Annotated in this window: 13 protein-coding genes; 4 read left to right on the forward strand and 9 right to left on the reverse strand. The window is 70.1% G+C overall.

Going from position 1 to position 17,225, the window contains the following annotated elements; translation table 11 throughout:
* Positions 1-176: 176 nt before the first annotated feature.
* The 7 genes from ACIBAE_RS07250 to ACIBAE_RS07280 all read right to left on the reverse strand — a co-directional run bounded on the left by ACIBAE_RS07250 (position 177) and on the right by ACIBAE_RS07280 (position 9,689).
* Entirely contained in the window at positions 177-1,382 is a 1,206-nt protein-coding gene (locus ACIBAE_RS07250; RefSeq protein ID WP_399282866.1) for an acyl-CoA dehydrogenase family protein, read from the reverse strand.
* A 1-nt stretch (position 1,383) separates the two neighbouring features.
* Positions 1,384-1,920, reverse strand: a complete 537-nt coding sequence (locus ACIBAE_RS07255; protein WP_399282867.1) for a MaoC family dehydratase — start codon at positions 1,918-1,920, stop codon at positions 1,384-1,386.
* A gap of 3 nt (positions 1,921-1,923) precedes the next feature.
* Positions 1,924-2,931, reverse strand: a complete 1,008-nt coding sequence (locus ACIBAE_RS07260; RefSeq protein WP_399282868.1) for an HpcH/HpaI aldolase/citrate lyase family protein — start codon at positions 2,929-2,931, stop codon at positions 1,924-1,926.
* Positions 2,928-4,940: a protein meaA gene (locus ACIBAE_RS07265; protein WP_399282869.1), complete on the reverse strand. Its 2,013-nt coding sequence runs from the start codon at positions 4,938-4,940 to the stop codon at positions 2,928-2,930. Before ACIBAE_RS07265 ends, ACIBAE_RS07260 begins: the two co-directional genes overlap by 4 nt.
* A complete protein-coding gene (ccrA, locus tag ACIBAE_RS07270; protein ID WP_399282870.1) occupies positions 4,937-6,376 on the reverse strand; it encodes a crotonyl-CoA carboxylase/reductase in 1,440 nt (479 codons plus the stop codon). The genes ACIBAE_RS07265 and ccrA overlap by 4 nt, the downstream gene beginning before the upstream one ends.
* 493 nt (positions 6,377-6,869) lie before the next feature.
* Complete coding sequence (locus tag ACIBAE_RS07275) at positions 6,870-7,682, reverse strand: TetR family transcriptional regulator (protein ID WP_399282871.1); 813 nt, start codon at positions 7,680-7,682, stop codon at positions 6,870-6,872.
* Positions 7,683-7,859: 177 nt separating this feature from the next.
* Positions 7,860-9,689: a 3-hydroxyacyl-CoA dehydrogenase family protein gene (locus ACIBAE_RS07280; RefSeq protein WP_399282872.1), complete on the reverse strand. Its 1,830-nt coding sequence runs from the start codon at positions 9,687-9,689 to the stop codon at positions 7,860-7,862.
* A gap of 412 nt (positions 9,690-10,101) precedes the next feature.
* Here ACIBAE_RS07280 and ACIBAE_RS07285 point away from each other — a divergent pair, with 412 nt between their 5' ends.
* Positions 10,102-10,668: a HEAT repeat domain-containing protein gene (locus ACIBAE_RS07285; RefSeq protein WP_399282873.1), complete on the forward strand. Its 567-nt coding sequence runs from the start codon at positions 10,102-10,104 to the stop codon at positions 10,666-10,668.
* Here the strand turns inward: ACIBAE_RS07285 and ACIBAE_RS07290 are convergent.
* The gene (locus ACIBAE_RS07290) at positions 10,617-11,165 is read right to left on the reverse strand and encodes a GNAT family N-acetyltransferase (RefSeq protein WP_399282874.1); all 549 of its coding nucleotides are present in this window, start codon (positions 11,163-11,165) and stop codon (positions 10,617-10,619) included. The two genes, ACIBAE_RS07285 and ACIBAE_RS07290, sit on opposite strands and share 52 nt — an antisense overlap.
* Positions 11,166-11,624: 459 nt before the next feature.
* Here ACIBAE_RS07290 and ACIBAE_RS07295 point away from each other — a divergent pair, with 459 nt between their 5' ends.
* Positions 11,625-12,659, forward strand: a complete 1,035-nt coding sequence (locus ACIBAE_RS07295; RefSeq protein ID WP_399282875.1) for a hypothetical protein — start codon at positions 11,625-11,627, stop codon at positions 12,657-12,659.
* Here ACIBAE_RS07295 and ACIBAE_RS07300 read toward each other — a convergent pair.
* A complete protein-coding gene (locus ACIBAE_RS07300; RefSeq protein WP_399283055.1) occupies positions 12,648-13,196 on the reverse strand; it encodes a TerD family protein in 549 nt (182 codons plus the stop codon). The genes ACIBAE_RS07295 and ACIBAE_RS07300 overlap by 12 nt on opposite strands.
* Positions 13,197-14,003: 807 nt before the next feature.
* Here ACIBAE_RS07300 and ACIBAE_RS07305 point away from each other — a divergent pair.
* Together ACIBAE_RS07305 and ACIBAE_RS07310 are read left to right on the forward strand one after the other, a co-directional pair.
* The gene (locus ACIBAE_RS07305) at positions 14,004-14,501 is read left to right on the forward strand and encodes an SRPBCC family protein (RefSeq protein WP_399282876.1); all 498 of its coding nucleotides are present in this window, start codon (positions 14,004-14,006) and stop codon (positions 14,499-14,501) included.
* A 239-nt stretch (positions 14,502-14,740) separates the two neighbouring features.
* A complete protein-coding gene (locus ACIBAE_RS07310) occupies positions 14,741-17,191 on the forward strand; it encodes an MFS transporter (RefSeq protein ID WP_399282877.1) in 2,451 nt (816 codons plus the stop codon).
* Positions 17,192-17,225 lie beyond the last annotated feature (34 nt).

The raw sequence follows: 17,225 nt of genomic DNA on the forward strand, positions 1-17,225 counted from the left end.
CTTCGTAGCGGATGATGCCGCACTGGCAACGGGGGACGGCGGCGGCTTTACAGCGATGGTACTGGTTACAAGCCGCAACTGAGCAAGCCAGGACCCGAGTCGGGCGGCTTGAAGAGGGCGGAAGAGGACAACAGAGTGTGATCTTCTTCGCGGTAAAATCGGGCCAAAAGCCTTAATTAGCCCTCGAATCGGTACTCCTCCAGCAGGCGGCGGCCGATGATCATTTTCTGAATCTCGGCGGTGCCTTCACCGATCAGCAACATGGGGGCCTCGCGGTACAGGCGCTCGATCTCGTACTCCTTGGAGAAGCCGTACCCCCCGTGGATCCGGAAGGCGTCCTCGACGACTTCCTTGCAGAACTCCGAGGCGAGGTACTTCGCCATCCCCGCCTCCAGGTCGTTTCGTTCGCCGGAGTCCTTTTTGCGTGCCGCGTTGACCATCATCGCGTGCGCCGCCTCGACCTTGGTGGCCATCTCGGCCAGTTTGAACTGGATGGCCTGATGCTGGGCGATCGGCTTACCGAAAGTATGACGTTGCTGAGCATATGAGACACCCAGCTCGAAGGCGCGCTGCGCGACGCCGCAACCACGAGCCGCGACATTCACCCGGCCGACCTCGACACCGTCCATCATTTGGTAAAACCCACGACCGGTGGTGCCGCCAAGGACCCGATTGGCCGGAATGCGCAGTCCGTCCATGATGAGTTCGGTGGTGTCGACGCCCTTGTACCCCATCTTGTCGATCTTCCCGGGGATGGTGAGGCCGGGCCGTACGACACCGAATCCCGGCTCCTTCTCGACCAGGAACGTGGTCATCGACCGGTGCGGCGGCGTGCCCTCGGGATGGCCTTCGTCACTGCGGCACAACACGGCCACCAGCGTCGACGTCCCACCGTTGGTCAGCCACATCTTCTGGCCGGTCAGGACGTACGCGTCGCCGTCCCTGACGCCCTTCGACGTGATGGCCGACACGTCGGAGCCGAGGCCGGGTTCGGACATCGAGAAGGCGCCGCGCACCTCGCCGGCCGCCATGCGCGGCAGGAAGGTCTCCCGCTGCTCCTGGGTGCCGTGCTGCTTCAGCATGTACGCCACGATGAAGTGGGTGTTGATGATGCCCGAGACGGACATCCAGCCCCGGGCGATCTCTTCCACGCAGAGCGCGTAGGTGAGCAGGGACTCGCCCAGTCCGCCGTACTCCTCGGGAATCATCAGCCCGAACAGACCGAGTTCCTTGAGGCCCTCGACGATCTGCGTCGGATATTCGTCGCGGTGTTCCAGCTCGGTGGCGACCGGAAGGATCTCCTTGTCGACGAAGTCCCGGACGGTCGCCAGGATCTCCTGCTGGACGTCGGTCAGCCCGGGTGTCCGGGCGAGTCGGCTCATCTCACTTCTCCCGTGGATTCTTCGAAGACCCTGACGTTTCCGACAACTCCGGGCGGCCGGGCTGCTCGCCGCCGCGCGCCGCGATGTACGCCTCGGTGGGGACCATCACCTTGCGGCGGAACACGCAGACGAGTGTTCCGTCCTGCTTGTAGCCCTTCGTCTCCACGGACACGACGCCGCGGTCGTTCTTGGACTTCGACGGCGTCTTGTCCAGGACGGTCGTCTCGCCGTACACCGTGTCGCCGTGGAAGGTCGGCGCGACGTGCCGGAGCGACTCCACCTCCAGATTGGCGATGGCCTTGCCCGAGACGTCCGGGACGGACATGCCCAGCAGCAGCGAGTAGATGTAGTTGCCCACCACGACGTTCTTCCCGAAGTCCGTCGTGCGCTCCGCGTAGTTGCTGTCCAGATGCAGCGGATGGTGGTTCATGGTGAGCAGACAGAAGAGATGATCGTCGTACTCCGTGACCGTCTTGCCCGGCCAGTGCTTGTAGACCGCACCGACCTCGAACTCCTCAAACGTGCGTCCGAACCGCATCGTTCACGCCTCCGGTACGTCGAACGACGTGGTGCGCCGCATCCCGGCGGCCCGCCCCTTGCCCGCGATGACCAGCGCCATCTTCCGGCTGGCCTCATCGATCATCTCGTCGCCGAGCATCGCGGAGCCCTTCCTGCCGCCGGCCTCCGACGTGGAGTACTCGTACGCGTCCAGGATCAGTTCGGCGTGGTCGTAGTCCTCCTGCGACGGCGAGAAGATCTCGTTCGACGCCTCGATCTGGCCCGGATGCAGCACCCACTTGCCGTCGAAGCCCAGCGCGGCGGCCCGGCCCGCCACCTCGCGGTAGCCCTCCACATCGCGGATCTGCAGGTACGGGCCGTCGATCGCCTGGAGATCGTGCGTACGGGCCGCCATCAGAATGCGCATCAGGATGTAGTGGTAGGCGTCCGCGCCGTAACCGGGCGGCTGCTGCCCGACGACCAGGGACTTCATGTTGATCGACGCCATGAAGTCGGCGGGCCCGAAGACGATCGTCTCCAGCCGGGGCGAGGCGGCCGCGATCTCGTCGACGTTCACCAGGCCCCTGGCGTTCTCGATCTGCGCCTCGATCCCGATCTTCCCGACCTCGAAGCCCATCGTCTTCTCGATCTGGGTGAGCAGCAGATCGAGGGCGACGATCTGCTGGGCGTCCTGGACCTTCGGCAGCATGACGCAGTCCAGGTTCTGCCCCGCGCCCTCCACGACCGTGATGACATCGCGGTACGTCCAGTGCGTCGTCCAGTCGTTGACGCGTACGACGCGCGTCTTGCCCGTCCAGTCGCCCTTGTTCAGCGCGTCGACGATCGAGTGCCGGGCGCCCTCCTTGGCGAGCGGCGCGCACGCGTCCTCCAGATCCAGGAACACCTGGTCGGCCGGCAGCCCCTGGGCCTTCTCCAGGAAGCGCGGGTTCGACCCCGGGACGGCCAGGCAGGAGCGGCGCGGACGCAGCCGGTTCACCGCCGGAACAGCCGCGGGGGCGGGGACGGCGGGGGTGACGGGGATTGTCGTCATGCGGAGACCTCCAGGGGTTCGAGCTTGTTCGCTGTGCGGATCGCGTCGACGATACGGCCGATGATCTCCGTGATGCCGAAGTCCTTCGGGGTGAAGACAGCGGCCACGCCTGCCGCCCGAAGCTCCTCGGCGTCGGCCTTCGGGATGATCCCGCCGACGATCACCGGAAGATCGCCCGCACCCGCCTCGCGCAACCGCCCGAGCACGTCGGGGACCAGCGCCGCGTGCGATCCGGACAGGATCGACAGGCCCACACAGTGCACGTCCTCGGCGAGCGCGGCGGCGACGATCTGCTCGGGCGTGAGCCTGATGCCCTGATAGACCACCTCGAAGCCGGCGTCACGGGCTCGTACGGCGATCTGCTCGGCCCCGTTGGAGTGCCCGTCCAGGCCGGGTTTGCCCACCAGCAGCCGCAGCCGTCCCGAGTGCAGCTCTTCCGCCGTACGGGTCACCTTGTCCCGTACGGCGGCGAGCGGGGTGCCCGCCCCGGCGCTCACCGCGACCCGCGCGGCGCTCACCCCCGTCGGCGCGCGGAACTCGCCGAAGACGTCGCGCAGCGCCCAGGACCACTCGCCGGTCGTCACCCCGGCCCGCGCGCACTCCACGGTCGCCGCCACCAGATTGGCGGTGCCGGCGGCGGCCTTCTTCAGGGCGGCCAGCGCCTCGGTGGCGCGGGTCTCGTCGCGGTTGTCGCGCCAGCTGTCCAGGGCGGCCACCACCCGGGCCTCGTTCGCCGGATCCACCGTCATGATCGCCGTGTCGAGATCGGCGGTGAGCGGACTGGGCTCCGTCGACTCGTAGCAGTTGACACCGACGACCTTCTCCTCGCCGGACTCGATGCGGGCCCGGCGCTCGGCGTGCGAGGACACCAGCCGCGACTTGAGATAGCCGGACTCGACGGCGGCCAGCACACCGCCCATGTCCTCGATCCGGCCGATCTCGGTGAGGCTCCCGTCCACCAGAGCCGCCACCTCGGCCTCGATGACATGCGAGCCCTCGAAGATGTCCGGGTACTCCAGCAGATCACTCTCGTGTGCCAGGACCTGCTGGATGCGCAGCGACCACTGCTGGTCCCACGGCCGGGGCAGGCCCAGCGCCTCGTTCCACGCCGGCAGCTGTACGGCGCGGGCGCGGGCGTCCTTGGAGAGGGTCACGGCCAGCATCTCCAGGACGATCCGCTGGACGTTGTTCTCCGGCTGGGCCTCTGTCAGTCCCAGCGAGTTGACCTGGACGCCGTACCGGAAGCGGCGCTGCGCGGCGTCCTCGATGCCGTACCGCTCGTGGGTGATCCGGTCCCAGATACGGGTGAAGGCCCGCATCTTGCACATCTCCTCGACGAAGCGCACCCCCGCGTTGACGAAGAAGGACATCCGGGCGACGACCTCGCCCCTGCGCTCCTCGGGGATCCGTCCGGACGCGAACACCGCGTCGAGCACGGCGATCGCGGTGGACATCGCGTACGCGATCTCCTGGACCGGAGTCGCCCCCGCCTCCTGGAGGTGGTAGCTGCAGATGTTGATCGGGTTCCACCGGGGGAGGTGGTTCACCGTGTACGTGATCATGTCCGTCGTCAGCCGCAGGCTCGGCACCGGTGGGAAGACATGCGTCCCGCGTGACAGGTACTCCTTGACGATGTCGTTCTGTGTCGTCCCCTGGAGCAGGGCGAGGTCCGCGCCCTGCTCCTCCGCGACCACCTGATAGAGCGCCAGCAGCCACATCGCGGTGGCGTTGATGGTCATCGAGGTGTTCGTACGCTCCAGCGGGATGTCCTGGAACAGCCGCCGCATGTCACCGAGGTGTGAGACGGGGACCCCGACGCGGCCGACCTCGCCCCGGGCGAGGACATGATCGGGGTCGTACCCGGTCTGCGTCGGAAGATCGAAGGCGACGGAGAGGCCGGTCTGCCCCTTGGCGAGATTGCGGCGGTACAGCTCGTTGGACGCCTCGGCGGTCGAGTGACCGGCGTACGTCCGCATGAGCCAGGGCCGGTCCTTCCGGCGGTCGGTCATGAAGAGCCCCCGGACGTTCCGGCCGCACCGGACGTCCCGGACGCACCGGCCGTCCGCCGCCCTGCGACGTCGCGGCCGTGCTCGCCGGTCCGTTCCGCCGGCGCGTCCCGGAACAGATTGATGGCGTCGAGGTGCCGTGCCCGCAGCTCCTCGTCGCGTACGCCGAGACCTTCGCGGGGTGCCAGGGCCAGCACGCCGACCTTGCCCTGGTGCAGGTTGCGGTGCACGTCGTACGCGGCCTGGCCGGTGTCCTCCAGCGCGTACACCTTCGACAGCGTGGGATGGATCCTGCCCTTGGCGACCAGCCGGTTCGCCTCCCAGGCCTCGCGGTAGTTGGCGAAGTGCGAGCCGACGATCCGTTTCAGCGACATCCACAGATAGCGGTTGTCGTACTCGTGCGTGTAGCCGGAGGTCGACGCGCACGTCACGATCGTGCCGCCCTTGCGGGTGACGTACACGCTGGCGCCGAACGTCTCGCGGCCCGGGTGCTCGAAGACGATGTCCACGTCCTCGCCGCCGGTCAGCTCGCGGATGCGCTTGCCGAAGCGTTTCCATTCGCGCGGGTCCTGGTGGTGCTCGTCCCGCCAGAAGGTGAAGCCCTCGGCGGCCCGGTCGATGATCGCCTCGGCGCCCATCCGCCGGCAGAGCTCCGCCTTCCGGTCGCTGGACACCACACAGACCGGGTTCGCCCCGCCGGCCAGGGCGAACTGCGTGGCGTACGAACCGAGTCCGCCGCTCGCGCCCCAGATCAGCACGTTGTCGCCCTGTTTCATCCCGGCGCCGTTGCGGGACACCAGCTGGCGGTACGCGGTCGAGTTGACCAGGCCGGGCGCCGCCGCCTCCTCCCAGCTGAGGTGGAGGGGCTTGGGCATCAGCTGGTTCGACTTCACCAGAGCGAGCTCCGCCAGGCCGCCGAAGTTGGTCTCGAAGCCCCAGATCCGCTGTTCGGGGTCGAGCATCGTGTCGTTGTGGCCGTCGGAGGACTCCAGCTCGACGGAGAGGCAGTGCGCGACGACCTCGTCGCCCGGGTGCCAGGCGTTGACGCCGGGCCCGGTGCGCAGCACGACGCCCGACAGGTCGGAGCCGATGACGTGGTACGGCAGGTCGTGGCGCTTGGCGAGGTCGCTGAGCTTGCCGTACCGCTCCAGGAAACCGAAGGTCGGCAGGGGCTCGAAGATCGAGGTCCAGACGGAGTTGTAATTCACCGAGCTGGCCATGACGGCCACCAGGGCCTCACCCGGGCCGAGTTCGGGCACGGGGACATCGTCGAGGTGGAGCGACTTGCGGGGGTCCTTGTCCGGGGTGGCGAGACCGGCGAACATCTCGGTCTCGTCCTTGTGCACCGTCACCGCGCGGTACGAACCGGGGATGGTCAGTGCGGCGAAGTCGGCGGATGTCGCGTCCGGCGACTGGATCGCGTCCAGGATTTCCTTCACGGTGTTGCCTCCGGCGAAGCTGAGGGTGCGTGATGCGTGAGGGCTGCTTGCTGGTGCGGTGGAGGAGTGCCGTCGGTTCGGCGGATGTGCGGGGGGGAGTGCCTGTGACGCAGGCGTCCGGGGGCACAGGCGAGAGGGCCCCGGGAACTGCCGGACATCATCAACGTATGGCACGCCGTGACACCTGACAAGGCACTGGGTGCCAAAAATCTCTCTCACTTGTCACCCACATGCCACGCATGAGCAATCTCCGCCGCCCGGAATGCGGGCGAATATCACTTTAGGTGGCTGGATGGGCGCAGGGCGTATCGCCGTGCGGGAGGGGGCCGTAAGAGCTGGCGTGTGGGTGCGGCCGCCGTCGGCCAGGCGTCGGCGAGTCGTGCGCGAGTCGTTCGCGAGGGGCGCGTGGGTGGTGTCCGCGAGGCACGCGTGGGTGGGGTCGCGGGGCGTGAAAGGGCGCGGTGCCAGCGCGGGGGGAGGTGCGGGGAGGCGCCTACGCGCCCTTGAGCGCCTGCTTGATGGTCCGCATGACCTCGTCCAGCGGGGCGTCCGTGTGGGCCACCGCCACCAGTACGTCCCCGCTGGTACGCACGGTCGCCGCCACCTGCTGCGGCTTGCCCCCGACGGTCCGGCCGGCGCCGATGCCCGAACCGAACGTGTCACGGACGATCGCGAAGGCGTGGTCCAGCTGCGCCTCGACGTCGCCCTCGCCGCCCGCGCGCAGCCAGCGCCGCAGGACGTGGTTGTGCGCGGTGACGACCGCCGACGCGGCCACCTCGGCCAGCAGCGGGTCGTCATTGCCGTCGGCGTGGTCGCGCTCGTCGAAGTGGCCCAGCAGATAGCGCGTGAAGAGCCGCTCGTAGCGGGCCACCGAGGCGATCTCGCGCTCGCGCAGCGTGGGCACCTCGCGGGTCAGGCGGTAGCGCTCCACGGAGACCGCGGGCGAGGCCGCGTACATCCGCATGACTTCCTTGATGCCCCGGCAGACCGTGTCGAGCGGGTGCTCGTGGGCCGGGGCGGCGTTGAGCACCGACTCCGCCCGTACGAGCGTGTCGTCGTGGTCCGGGAAGATCGCCTCTTCCTTCGAGCGGAAATGCCGGAAGAAGGTACGGCGCGCGACCCCGGCCGCGGCGGCGATCTCGTCGACGGTCGTCGCCTCGTACCCCTTGGTCGCGAAGAGCTCCATGGCGGCGGTCGCCAGTTCGCGGCGCATCTTCAGCCGCTGGGCGGCCGCACGGGTGCCGGCGGCACTCTCCGGGGCACCGGACCTGGTGCTCGTACGGGACGGCTTGGCGGGCTGGGACATGAGGTGAACGTACTGCATCGGCGCAGGAGAGCGCGCCTGAGGGGCGAGCCGCCGGACGGATCGGGCGGCCCGCGCCCGCCCCGTCCCGCCTCCTGGCCGGGGCTGTGCGGGGGCGGCGTCGGGGGCGGCGTCAGGTGAGGGACCGGCACCGCGGTCGGTGCCGGGTCGGTGCCGGGGTCAGCGCCGGGCGTACGCGCGGAAACCGCGCCCCGTCTTGCGGCCGAGGCACCCCGCGGCCACCAGGTGCTCCAGCAGCGGGGCGGGGGCCAGGCCCGGGTCGCGGAACTCACGGTGCAGGGCCCGTTCGATGGCGAGTGAGACATCGAGGCCGACGATGTCGAGCAGCTCGAAGGGGCCCATCGGATAGCCGCCGCCCAGCTTCATCGCGGCGTCGATGTCGTCCAGCGTCGCGTAGTGCTCCTGGACCATCTTGATCGCGTTGTTGAGGTACGGGAAGAGCAGCGCGTTCACGATGAAACCGGCCCGGTCCCCGCAGTCCACCGGGTGCTTGCCGACGGCCGCGCTCACCGCGTGGGCGGTGGCCCGTACCTCGTCGGAGGTGAGGACCGTACGGACCACCTCGACCAGCTTCATCGCGGGGGCCGGGTTGAAGAAGTGCATCCCGACGACGTCCTGCGGCCGCGAGGTGGCGCTGGCGCACGCGATGACCGGGAGCGAGGACGTCGTGGTGGCCAGTACCGCGCCCGGCCGGCAGACCTTGTCGAGCGTCGCGAAGAGCTGCCGCTTGATCTCCAGGTCCTCCGCCACCGCTTCGATGGCGAGATCCACCCCGGCGAACGCGTCGAGCGTGCCCGCCGGGGTGATTCTCGCCAGGGTCTCCTCCCGCGCCCCGGCGGTCAGCCTCCCCTTGTCCACGGAGCGGCCGAGGGACTTCGCGATACGGGACGTGGCGGCGGCCGCCTTCTCCGGGCTCCGGGCCGCGAGCACCACGTCGTACCCGGCCCTGGCGAAGACCTCGGCGATGCCGCTCGCCATCGTGCCGGAGCCCGCGACCCCCACGGACCGGACGGGACGTCCGGGCGCCCCGGTCGGGGCCGGGGAGGGCGGCAGGGCCGGGGCCGGGTTCGGTGACAGTGACGTTGACGTTGAAGGGGTGAGCGCGTCCGGCAGGACCACCCCGCTGCCGGGCGCCTCGTACGTGTAGAAACCGCGCCCCGACTTGCGGCCGGTCAGTCCGGCGTCGCTGAGCCGGCCGAGGACCGGCGCGGGCGCGTGCAGCCGGTCCTGCGACGCCGCGTACATCGCCTCCAGCACGGTACGGGCGGTGTCGAGCCCGATCAGATCGAGCAGCGCGAGCGGCCCCATCGGCAGACCGCAGCCGAGCCGCATCGCCGCGTCGATGTCCTCACGGGAGGCGTACCTGGCCTCGTACATCGCGGCGGCCTGGTTGAGGTAGCCGAAGAGCAGCCCGTCCGCGACGAAACCGGGCCGGTCGCCCACCGCGACCGGTTCCTTGCCCAGTGCCCGGGCGAGCGCGGTGACGGCCGCCACCGCCGCGGGCGAGGTGAGGACGGAGGAGACCACCTCGACGAGCTTCATCGCCGGGGCGGGATTGAAGAAGTGCAGGCCGAGGACGCGCTCGGGGTGCGCCGAATCGGCGGCGAGCCGGGTCACCGACAGCGCGTTGGTGCCGGTCGCCAGGATGGTGCCCGGGCCGACGATCCCGTCCAGCGCCCGGAAGACCTCCCGCTTCGTCTCGTACGACTCCGGAACGACCTCGATCACCAGCTCGGCATCGGCGGCGGCGCGCAGGTCGGAGTACGTACGGAACCGCGCGAGCGCCGTGCGCCGCTCCTCCTCGCTCATCCGCCCGCGCCGGGCGCCCCGCGCGGTGGCCGCTTCGAGGGATGCGGCGGCCTGGCCGGCGGCCGCGTCACTGATGTCGATGCCGATGACCTCATGGCCGGCGCGGGCGAGGACCTCGGCGATGCCGGTCCCCATCGTGCCGAGACCGACGACGGCGATGGTGGAGAGAGGGATGTCCATCACGGGACTCCAGGGGGATGAGTGACGACTGAGGGGGCCCGCGCACACCCGTGGGACACGGCGTGCGGGGCGCGGCAGACCGCTGATCGCGGCGGAGAGACGACGGACCCTGTTCCGGAAGTCGCGTCGTACGGTGCTGAGTCGTACGGTGCTGAGTCGTACGGTGCTGAGTCGTACGGTGCTGAGTCGTACGGTGCTGAGTCGTACGGGCCGAGCCGGACGGGCTGTGCTGTACGGGCGGAGCCCTACGGTGCTGAACCGACAGCACTCGCGGTGGCTGCGTCACCAGGCCACCGGGAGCCACGGGAATTCCCCGCTCATCTGAGATTAACCGACGAGTAACGAGCGCGCCAGGGCGGGATTCCTGTGCGGTACGTCACTCGCGTGCGGTGGCGCCGATATCCTCGCGGGCATGGACGAGGACTTCCGCTCGCTCGCGGACCGGGTGCGCGCTGAATCCGGCGGGGTGCCCCGCTGCGAGCGGCTGCTCGCCACCGACGACCCGGAAGAGCTGGCCGTGGTCCTCGTCGAGCGCGAACACGCCCTGTGGGAGCGGGAGATCGCCGCCTTCCGGCTCGGCTGCGCCGGGGACCGCCGGGCGTTCGAGACGCTGGTGCTGCTCCTCAACCACCGCGACCCGGAACGCTGTGTGTCCGCCGCGTACGCGCTGGCCCGGCTCGGCGATCCGCGTACTCCGAGGGCGGCGGCCGCGCTCGCGACCAACCGGCTGCGCACGGCGTACGCGCTGCATCCCGTACGGCTGCTCACCGAACTGCGCGCCCCCGAGTCCGTACCGGCGCTGATCACCGCGCTGGAGCGGCTGCTGGCTCCGGACGGCCCCCACTGGCGGGTGGCGCTCGCCTGTGTCGAAGGTCTGGGCCGTCTCGGGGAGGCGCGGGCACGCGCCGTCCTCGAAGCCGCCCGCGATCACCCCCGGCTGGGCCCGGCCGCCGAAGAGGCGCTCAGCGCTCTCGCGTAACGCACCTCCGGGACCGCGACACCGCCGACGTCGTACGGCTCCGCCGCCCCGTCCGGCGTGAAGCCGGCCTTCTCGTAGAAGCGGCGGGCCCGGTCGTTCTCCGCGAGCACCCAGAGCAGCAGTGCCGGGTAACCCTCCGACGCGGTCCGGGACAGCAGCGCGTCCATCAGCGCCCGGCCGACCCCGGTGGAGAGCCGCTCCGGCAGCACGTAGAGCGCGTACACCTCCGCCGCCCCGGCGGGCGCGTCCTCGTCCCGGCTCGGCCCGTAGCAGCCCCAGCCGGCGATCCGGCCGTCGCGTTCGGCCACGAGATCGACCACCCGCCGGTCGCCCCGGGTCAGATACTCCCGGCGACGGGCGGTGTCCTCCTCGACGCTCATCGCGTCCAGATACGGCTGCGGCATCAGCCCGGCGTACGCGAACCGCCAGCCGCGCACCCGGACCGTGGCGACGGCCGCGCAGTCGTCCAGGGTCATCACGCGGACCCGCGCGGTCATCGGACCGCAGCCGCTTCGCCGATGACCGGGAACGCCTCGATCTCCACGACCGGTTCCGGCCGGAAGAGCGCGGTGAGGTGGTTCGTCATGGGCGCATCCTCGCCGACGGCATCGACAGCCGTCCACGGCTTTCCCACCGGCTCCGGCGGCCGCTTCCGCGGCTCGGAGACGAATCCTGTGGTGACCGCCGACCGGGTGCGCCGCGAAGGTCCGCGTAGCACCGGCTGCGTCTATGATCAGGTCGCTCAGGGAGAAGCTGGCCCCGGCCGGAGACCCGGATCCGGACCTGCACGACGGGGCGGTGGTGTCCAGTTGGGGGGAGCGCTGTGCCGAAAGGCCAAGCGGCGTCGCGACGGCTTCGAGGATGCTCTGACGCGTGGGCGCCGAGCGATCGCGGAGGAAGGGCCGCCCGCCCCGGGCGACAGAGCGCGCGGGCGACCGACCGGAGTCCTGTGGCTGGTGGCGGCGTTCATCAGGCACACGCTGCGCGGCGAGTGGTACGGGATCTTTGTCGACCCGGTGCGACACCTCCGGCGCCGCGGGCTGCCTGGTCTGTCGTTGGCGTTCGTGGCCGCCTTCGGGGTCATCTTCTTCCATGATCTCGCGCAGCGACCCACTGGAGCGAGGGCGGTGTGGCTCCTCGGCGGCGTCACGGCCGACCTGCCGCTGTGGCTGGCTCTGCTGCGCACTCCGGTGTCGCTGTACGTCCCGGCTCTCGATCTGCCGGTGTGGGCGGGCATCGCCCAGTTGTTCCTCGCGTTCGCGCTGGCTGAACTCACGCTCGGCCGGACGCGGACACTCGCTGTCTCCTATGTGACCACGCTGGCGGGCACCTTGACGGTGAGGGTCATGATCGCCGTCGGTCCGGGCAGGTGGGGGTTCGGTCTGCCACCCGAGATCGGACGGGTCCTGGATACCGGGCCGTCCGCCGCCGTTGTGGGCTTGTTCACCTACATCGCCGTCATCCGGCGCGCCCCGATCGTGTTCGTACTCACCGGCGGTTCGATGGTGTGGGAGTCGATCGCCAAGCCCAATCTGGCGGGACGGGAACATCTGATCGCCGTGGTCGCCTCGATCCTCCTCGGTCTGTCGCACGGAAGAGGCCGCGGTCGATCGGCCGCCTGGGCTCTCCAGTCGTCCTTCGTCAGGGAGCGCCGTCGGCACCGCGGTCTACGACCGCCGGGAGACGCGCGGCCCCCATCCCCGCGTGTCGTGCCGCCCGTACGGCTGCCGGCGCACCGATCTCCGTCCGGGCCGGCGCGCGACGCGGCGGGGCGGCCCGAGGGCGTTCCCGAGAGGAAAGCCCCGAATCAGATCACCGCCATGGCGACCGAGGCCGGGCTTCGCGGACCGGGCACGACTCCGGCAGGAGAGGCGCGCTCCCTCCCTCGGCCCGAATCCGCTACGGCCCCGAGACCCCCGCGGGACCGAGGACGGATGACCGACGCCACGGCGAACGGCCTCACGACACCGAGGCCCCCGTCAGGGTTGTGAGACGCTGCCCATTTCGGCGATGAAGCCTGCGGGGTCATTGTCGAATCCCTGGAGGGCCTCGTGGAACTCCCATGTCCCCGAGGCGTTCCTGACGAAGTCGGCGACCGTCGCGGCGGTCGCCCCGGCGACCTGGGCGAAGGCGTCCTTCAGCAGTTCCCGGTATCCCTCGACGACGAGCACCCCGGCGTTCGATATGTCGCCGAATGTGCGGGGGCAGTCGTCCTGGTGGATGGCCACGCCGACCACCACCCGCCCGTAAGCGGAAGACATCCGGTCGAACTCCAGGGTCATCGCCTCGACGAACCCGAAGCCCATGCCGGTCTTACTGTGCCGGCTCATGTTGATCGTGCCGTCCGGTGAGCGGCTCTCGTAGTGGACGACGTAGGCAGGCCGGCCGCGGGGATCATCCGCGAAGTAAGTCGCGGCGATGATGTCGAGATGCCGAGGTGGCTCGTTGTGAGGACTCGGGTCCCACTTGAGCCTCACCTCGGCCTTGGCCAGTTCCTTGCCGACACTGCTCACCTTGCCGCCCCCCATCAGGCCACTGCGGGATGCCCCCGCATCGTCACGTATCCGCATCGAGCAGTGTATTGATATCTCGTCGGTCTCGCCGTTCCGGTTGGGGTGCTGAGATGTCGATGGCCGTCAACTGTGGTCAGGAAAGAGGTGTTGCTTGGTTCGGGCACGCTGAGGTCCCGGCACGACGGTCTGGCTGTCCGGGCTTTCGGGTCGTTGGCGGCCAGGGGGTTCGCGAGTCGGCCGACTGGCCCCGCATACCCGGGGGCCCGCCCACCCCACCATCGATACCGCCCCCGCGCGATCCGCCTCGCGGCGGTCGCATGATTGCGCAACTTCTCAGAGGGCGTTGTGGAAAACGCTGGCGCGACAAGCTGGGACACCGCGGTACGGCTTCGACATCGCGAGCCCCTGACCAGATCCTTTGCGATTCACCCGCTGCCCCAGGCGCCGCAGTTCGGCGTGGATGCGCAGTTCGGCGTGGATGCGCGGAACGTCGTGGATGCGGCGGGAAGCGAGGTGCGGCACCGTGATCTCGTGCGCGAGCGCGTCGTCGCGGACTCCCGGGCGCGACGGGCGGCCTTGTCCTCGGCCACATGCGGCGCCGCCGTACCGAAGAGCGCGATGTCCCCGGCCGGTCTTTTGTCGGTTCCTTTGTCGGAGGGCTTTGGGCCGGATTGTCCCAGCGCATGGGTGCCGTCGCGGTAGCACTTCTTTCGGATTGAAACACTTGTTCCCTTGATCGCCGGGACCCGGATTTGGGGCGCCGGACCGGAGGGTGGTTGGGTGGCCGCACCCCACCGAAGAACGAGTGCTGGAGGAAGAGCCATGGCGCAGGTCGAGGCCACGACGGAGCGGACCATCGCGGCGGACGCGGAGACGGTGTTCGACGCTCTGGCCGACTACGAGCACACCCGCGCGAAGCTTCTGCCCGAGCAGTTCAGCGAGTACGAGATTCGCGAGGGCGGGGACGGCGAGGGCACGCTCGTCCACTGGAAGCTCCAGGCGACCAGCAAGCGCGTGCGCGACTGCCTGCTGGAGGTGACCGAGCCCAGCGACGGCCGGCTCGTCGAGAAGGACCGCAATTCCTCGATGGTCACGACCTGGACCGTCACTCCGGCCGGTGAGGGCCGTTCGAAGGCCGTCGTCACGACCGTCTGGGACGGCGCCGGCGGCATCGGCGGCTTCTTCGAGCGGACGTTCGCCCCGAAGGGCCTCGGACGCATCTACGACCTGGTGCTCGACAAGCTCGCCGCGGAGACCGAGTCCAGGGCCGTGCCCGAGGCCCAGTCCGACGCCGACGCGAAGCCCGCGACGGACGAGTAGGAGCGGTTCCGGCGGGCTCCCGCCGGAGTCACCGTTTCGAGTGGTTTTCCCCGCGGCGCCGTTGCGCGTCCGCCGCACGACTCGTCGCGGGAAAGGCCCTGATGAGCGCGGTCGTTACGTGCTCGATCGCTCAACCCGCCCCCGTCTCAACCCTGTTCAGCGGAGACCATTCCGCTTGCTCCTGCTTGGCGTGCAATGCGAAGAATGACGCCGCGCAGGTCCGACGAGGGGAGCAGTACGTGGGCGGGACCATTGTGGTGCAGGACATCGAGCGGACGGCAGCGCTGCCCGCTCCCGCCGCGGGAGGACCGCCGCCACCACCCTCGCCACCCCCGGCCGCCGGGGACGCGCTCCGCGCCGAACCGCTCAGCCCCCGCCAGGTGCGCCTGGTCTTCGTCGGGCTGATGCTCGCGCTGCTGCTGGCCGCGCTCGACCAGATGATCGTCGCCACCGCCCTGCCGAAGATCGTCGGTGAGCTCCAGGGCCTGGACCGGATGTCCTGGGCGATCACCGCGTACCTGCTCACCTCCACCATCGGCCTGCCGGTCTACGGCAAGCTCGGCGATCTCATCGGCCGCAAGGGCGTCTTCCAGTTCGCGATCCTGGTCTTCGTGCTCGGCTCCGCGCTGGCGGGCTGGTCGCGCACCATGGATCAGTTGATCGCCTTCCGCGCCCTCCAGGGCGTCGGGGCCGGCGGCCTCATGATCGGGGTCCAGGCGATCATCGCGGACATCGTGCCGCCCCGGCAGCGCGGCCGCTTCATGGGACTCATCGGCGCGGCCTTCGGTCTCGCCTCCGTCGCCGGACCGCTGCTCGGCGGGTTCTTCACCGACCATGTCTCCTGGCGCTGGTGCTTCTACTTCAACGTGCCTCTCGGGCTGGTCACCCTCGCCGTCGTCACCGTCGTACTCAAACTGCCCAAGCGCACCGGCCGCGCGCGCTTCGACGTCCTGGGCGCGCTGCTGCTCGCCGCCGCCTCCACCTGCCTGGTGCTGCTCACCAGTTGGGGCGGTACGGAGTACGCCTGGGGCTCACGCGTCATCCTCGGGCTGGCGGCGGGAGCGGTCGGCACGGCCGTGCTCTTCCTGGTCGTCGAGCGTTTCGCCGCAGAACCGATCATTCCGTTGCGGCTGTTCCGTGATCCGGTCTTCAACGTGACCAGCCTGGTGGGCGCCGTCGTCGGCGTGGCGCTGTTCGGCGCCGCCAGCTATCTGCCGACCTACCTCCAGATGGTGGACGGAGCCAGCGCCACCGGGTCCGGGCTGCTGATGCTCCCCATGATGGGCGGCGTCGTCCTCGCCTCGATCGTCTCCGGGCAGCTCATCAGCCGGACCGGGCGGTACCGGATCTACCCGGTGCTCGGCAGCGCTCTCGCGGTGGTGGGGATGTGGCTGCTGTCCCGGCTGGACACGGACACGTCCCACGTCGAGGTCGGCATCGCCCAGGCCGTTCTCGGCCTGGGGATCGGGCTGGTCATGCCGGTGCTCGTCCTCGCCGTGCAGAATTCCGCGCCGCCGTCCGACATCGGCACCGCCACCAGCGCCAACAACTACTTCCGTCAGATCGGCGGCAGCGTGGGGGCCGCGGTCTTCGGCACGCTCTTCGCCGACCGGCTCGACCACGCGCTCGCCGACCGCGTCCCCGCCGGGGCCGGCCTGCCCAGTGCCGGATCCATCACCCCTCAACTCGTCCACGCCCTGCCGCCCGCGCTGCGCGACGCGTACATCCAGGCGTACGCGGACGCCATGCCGCGGATCTTCCTCTACCTCGTGCCGGTGCTCGTCCTCGGCCTGTTGATCACCTTCTTCCTCAAGGAGAAACCGCTGGTGTCCCAGAACGCCTCCGCCGCCGAATCCGCCGCGTCCGCGGCAGTGCCCGCCCCGCGCGCCGCCGCATCCGACACGGGCTCCGGCGGGCCCGGCCCGTACACCTCGGGCGTCGCCGTCTGCGGCACCGTGCAGCACCACGACGGCACCATCGTGCCGCGCGCCGCCCTGACGCTCATCGACGTCCACGGACAGCAGATCGGGCGCGGGGCGAGCGGCGGGGACGGGCGGTACGCGCTGACCGTGCCCGGATCCGGTTCGTACGTGATGATCGCGGCGGCGGGCGGGCACCAGCCGCAGGCCGTCACGGTGACCGTCGGCGAACGGCCCGTCGAGCTCGACGTGGTGCTCGGCGGCGCCGGCCGGCTCGCGGGATCCGTGGTCACCGCCGACGGCACCCCGGTGCGCGACGCCGCCGTGACCCTGACGGACGTCCGCGGGGAGGTCGTGGCGTCCACCCGCAGCGGGCGCGAGGGAAGTTACGTGATGACGGAGCTGGTGGCGGGGGAGTACACCCTCGCCGCGAGTGCCCCCGCCTTCCGGCCCGCGGCCCTCCCGGTCAGCGTGCCGGCGTCACGGGAGACCCGGCAGGACATCGAGCTGGCGGGCGGGGCGGTGCTGCGCGGTACCGTACGGGCGGGCGGTGGCCGGCCCGTCGAGGACGCGCGGGTCACCCTGCTCGACGCGGCGGGCAATGTGGTGGACACCCTCACCACCGGACCCGACGGCATCTTCCGGTTCGTCGACCTCTCGTCGGGCGAGTACACGGTGATCGCGGCGGGCTATCCGCCGGTCGCCACGGTGCTCCGGATGGCGGGCGGCGGACGCACCGAACGCGATCTCCAGCTGGGTCACGAAGACTGACTGAATTTCAGTCAATTAATAGGTGTGCGCGGGC

This window comes from Streptomyces sp. NPDC051569 (assembly GCF_044454085.1).
In the GTDB taxonomy this organism is placed as follows: domain Bacteria; phylum Actinomycetota; class Actinomycetes; order Streptomycetales; family Streptomycetaceae; genus Streptomyces.

Bases quoted from the DNA above. Each gene is read 5' to 3' on its own strand.
- ACIBAE_RS07250 (WP_399282866.1), bottom strand. From the start codon at position 1,382: ATGAGCCGACTCGCCCGGACACCCGGGCTGACCGACGTCCAGCAGGAG.
- ACIBAE_RS07255 (WP_399282867.1), bottom strand. From the start codon at position 1,920: ATGCGGTTCGGACGCACGTTTGAGGAGTTCGAGGTCGGTGCGGTCTAC.
- ACIBAE_RS07260 (WP_399282868.1), bottom strand. From the start codon at position 2,931: ATGACGACAATCCCCGTCACCCCCGCCGTCCCCGCCCCCGCGGCTGTT.
- ACIBAE_RS07265 (WP_399282869.1), bottom strand. From the start codon at position 4,940: ATGACCGACCGCCGGAAGGACCGGCCCTGGCTCATGCGGACGTACGCC.
- ACIBAE_RS07275 (WP_399282871.1), bottom strand. From the start codon at position 7,682: ATGTCCCAGCCCGCCAAGCCGTCCCGTACGAGCACCAGGTCCGGTGCC.
- ACIBAE_RS07280 (WP_399282872.1), bottom strand. From the start codon at position 9,689: ATGGACATCCCTCTCTCCACCATCGCCGTCGTCGGTCTCGGCACGATG.
- ACIBAE_RS07285 (WP_399282873.1), top strand. From the start codon at position 10,102: ATGGACGAGGACTTCCGCTCGCTCGCGGACCGGGTGCGCGCTGAATCC.
- ACIBAE_RS07290 (WP_399282874.1), bottom strand. From the start codon at position 11,165: ATGACCGCGCGGGTCCGCGTGATGACCCTGGACGACTGCGCGGCCGTC.
- ACIBAE_RS07300 (WP_399283055.1), bottom strand. From the start codon at position 13,196: ATGGGGGGCGGCAAGGTGAGCAGTGTCGGCAAGGAACTGGCCAAGGCC.
- ACIBAE_RS07305 (WP_399282876.1), top strand. From the start codon at position 14,004: ATGGCGCAGGTCGAGGCCACGACGGAGCGGACCATCGCGGCGGACGCG.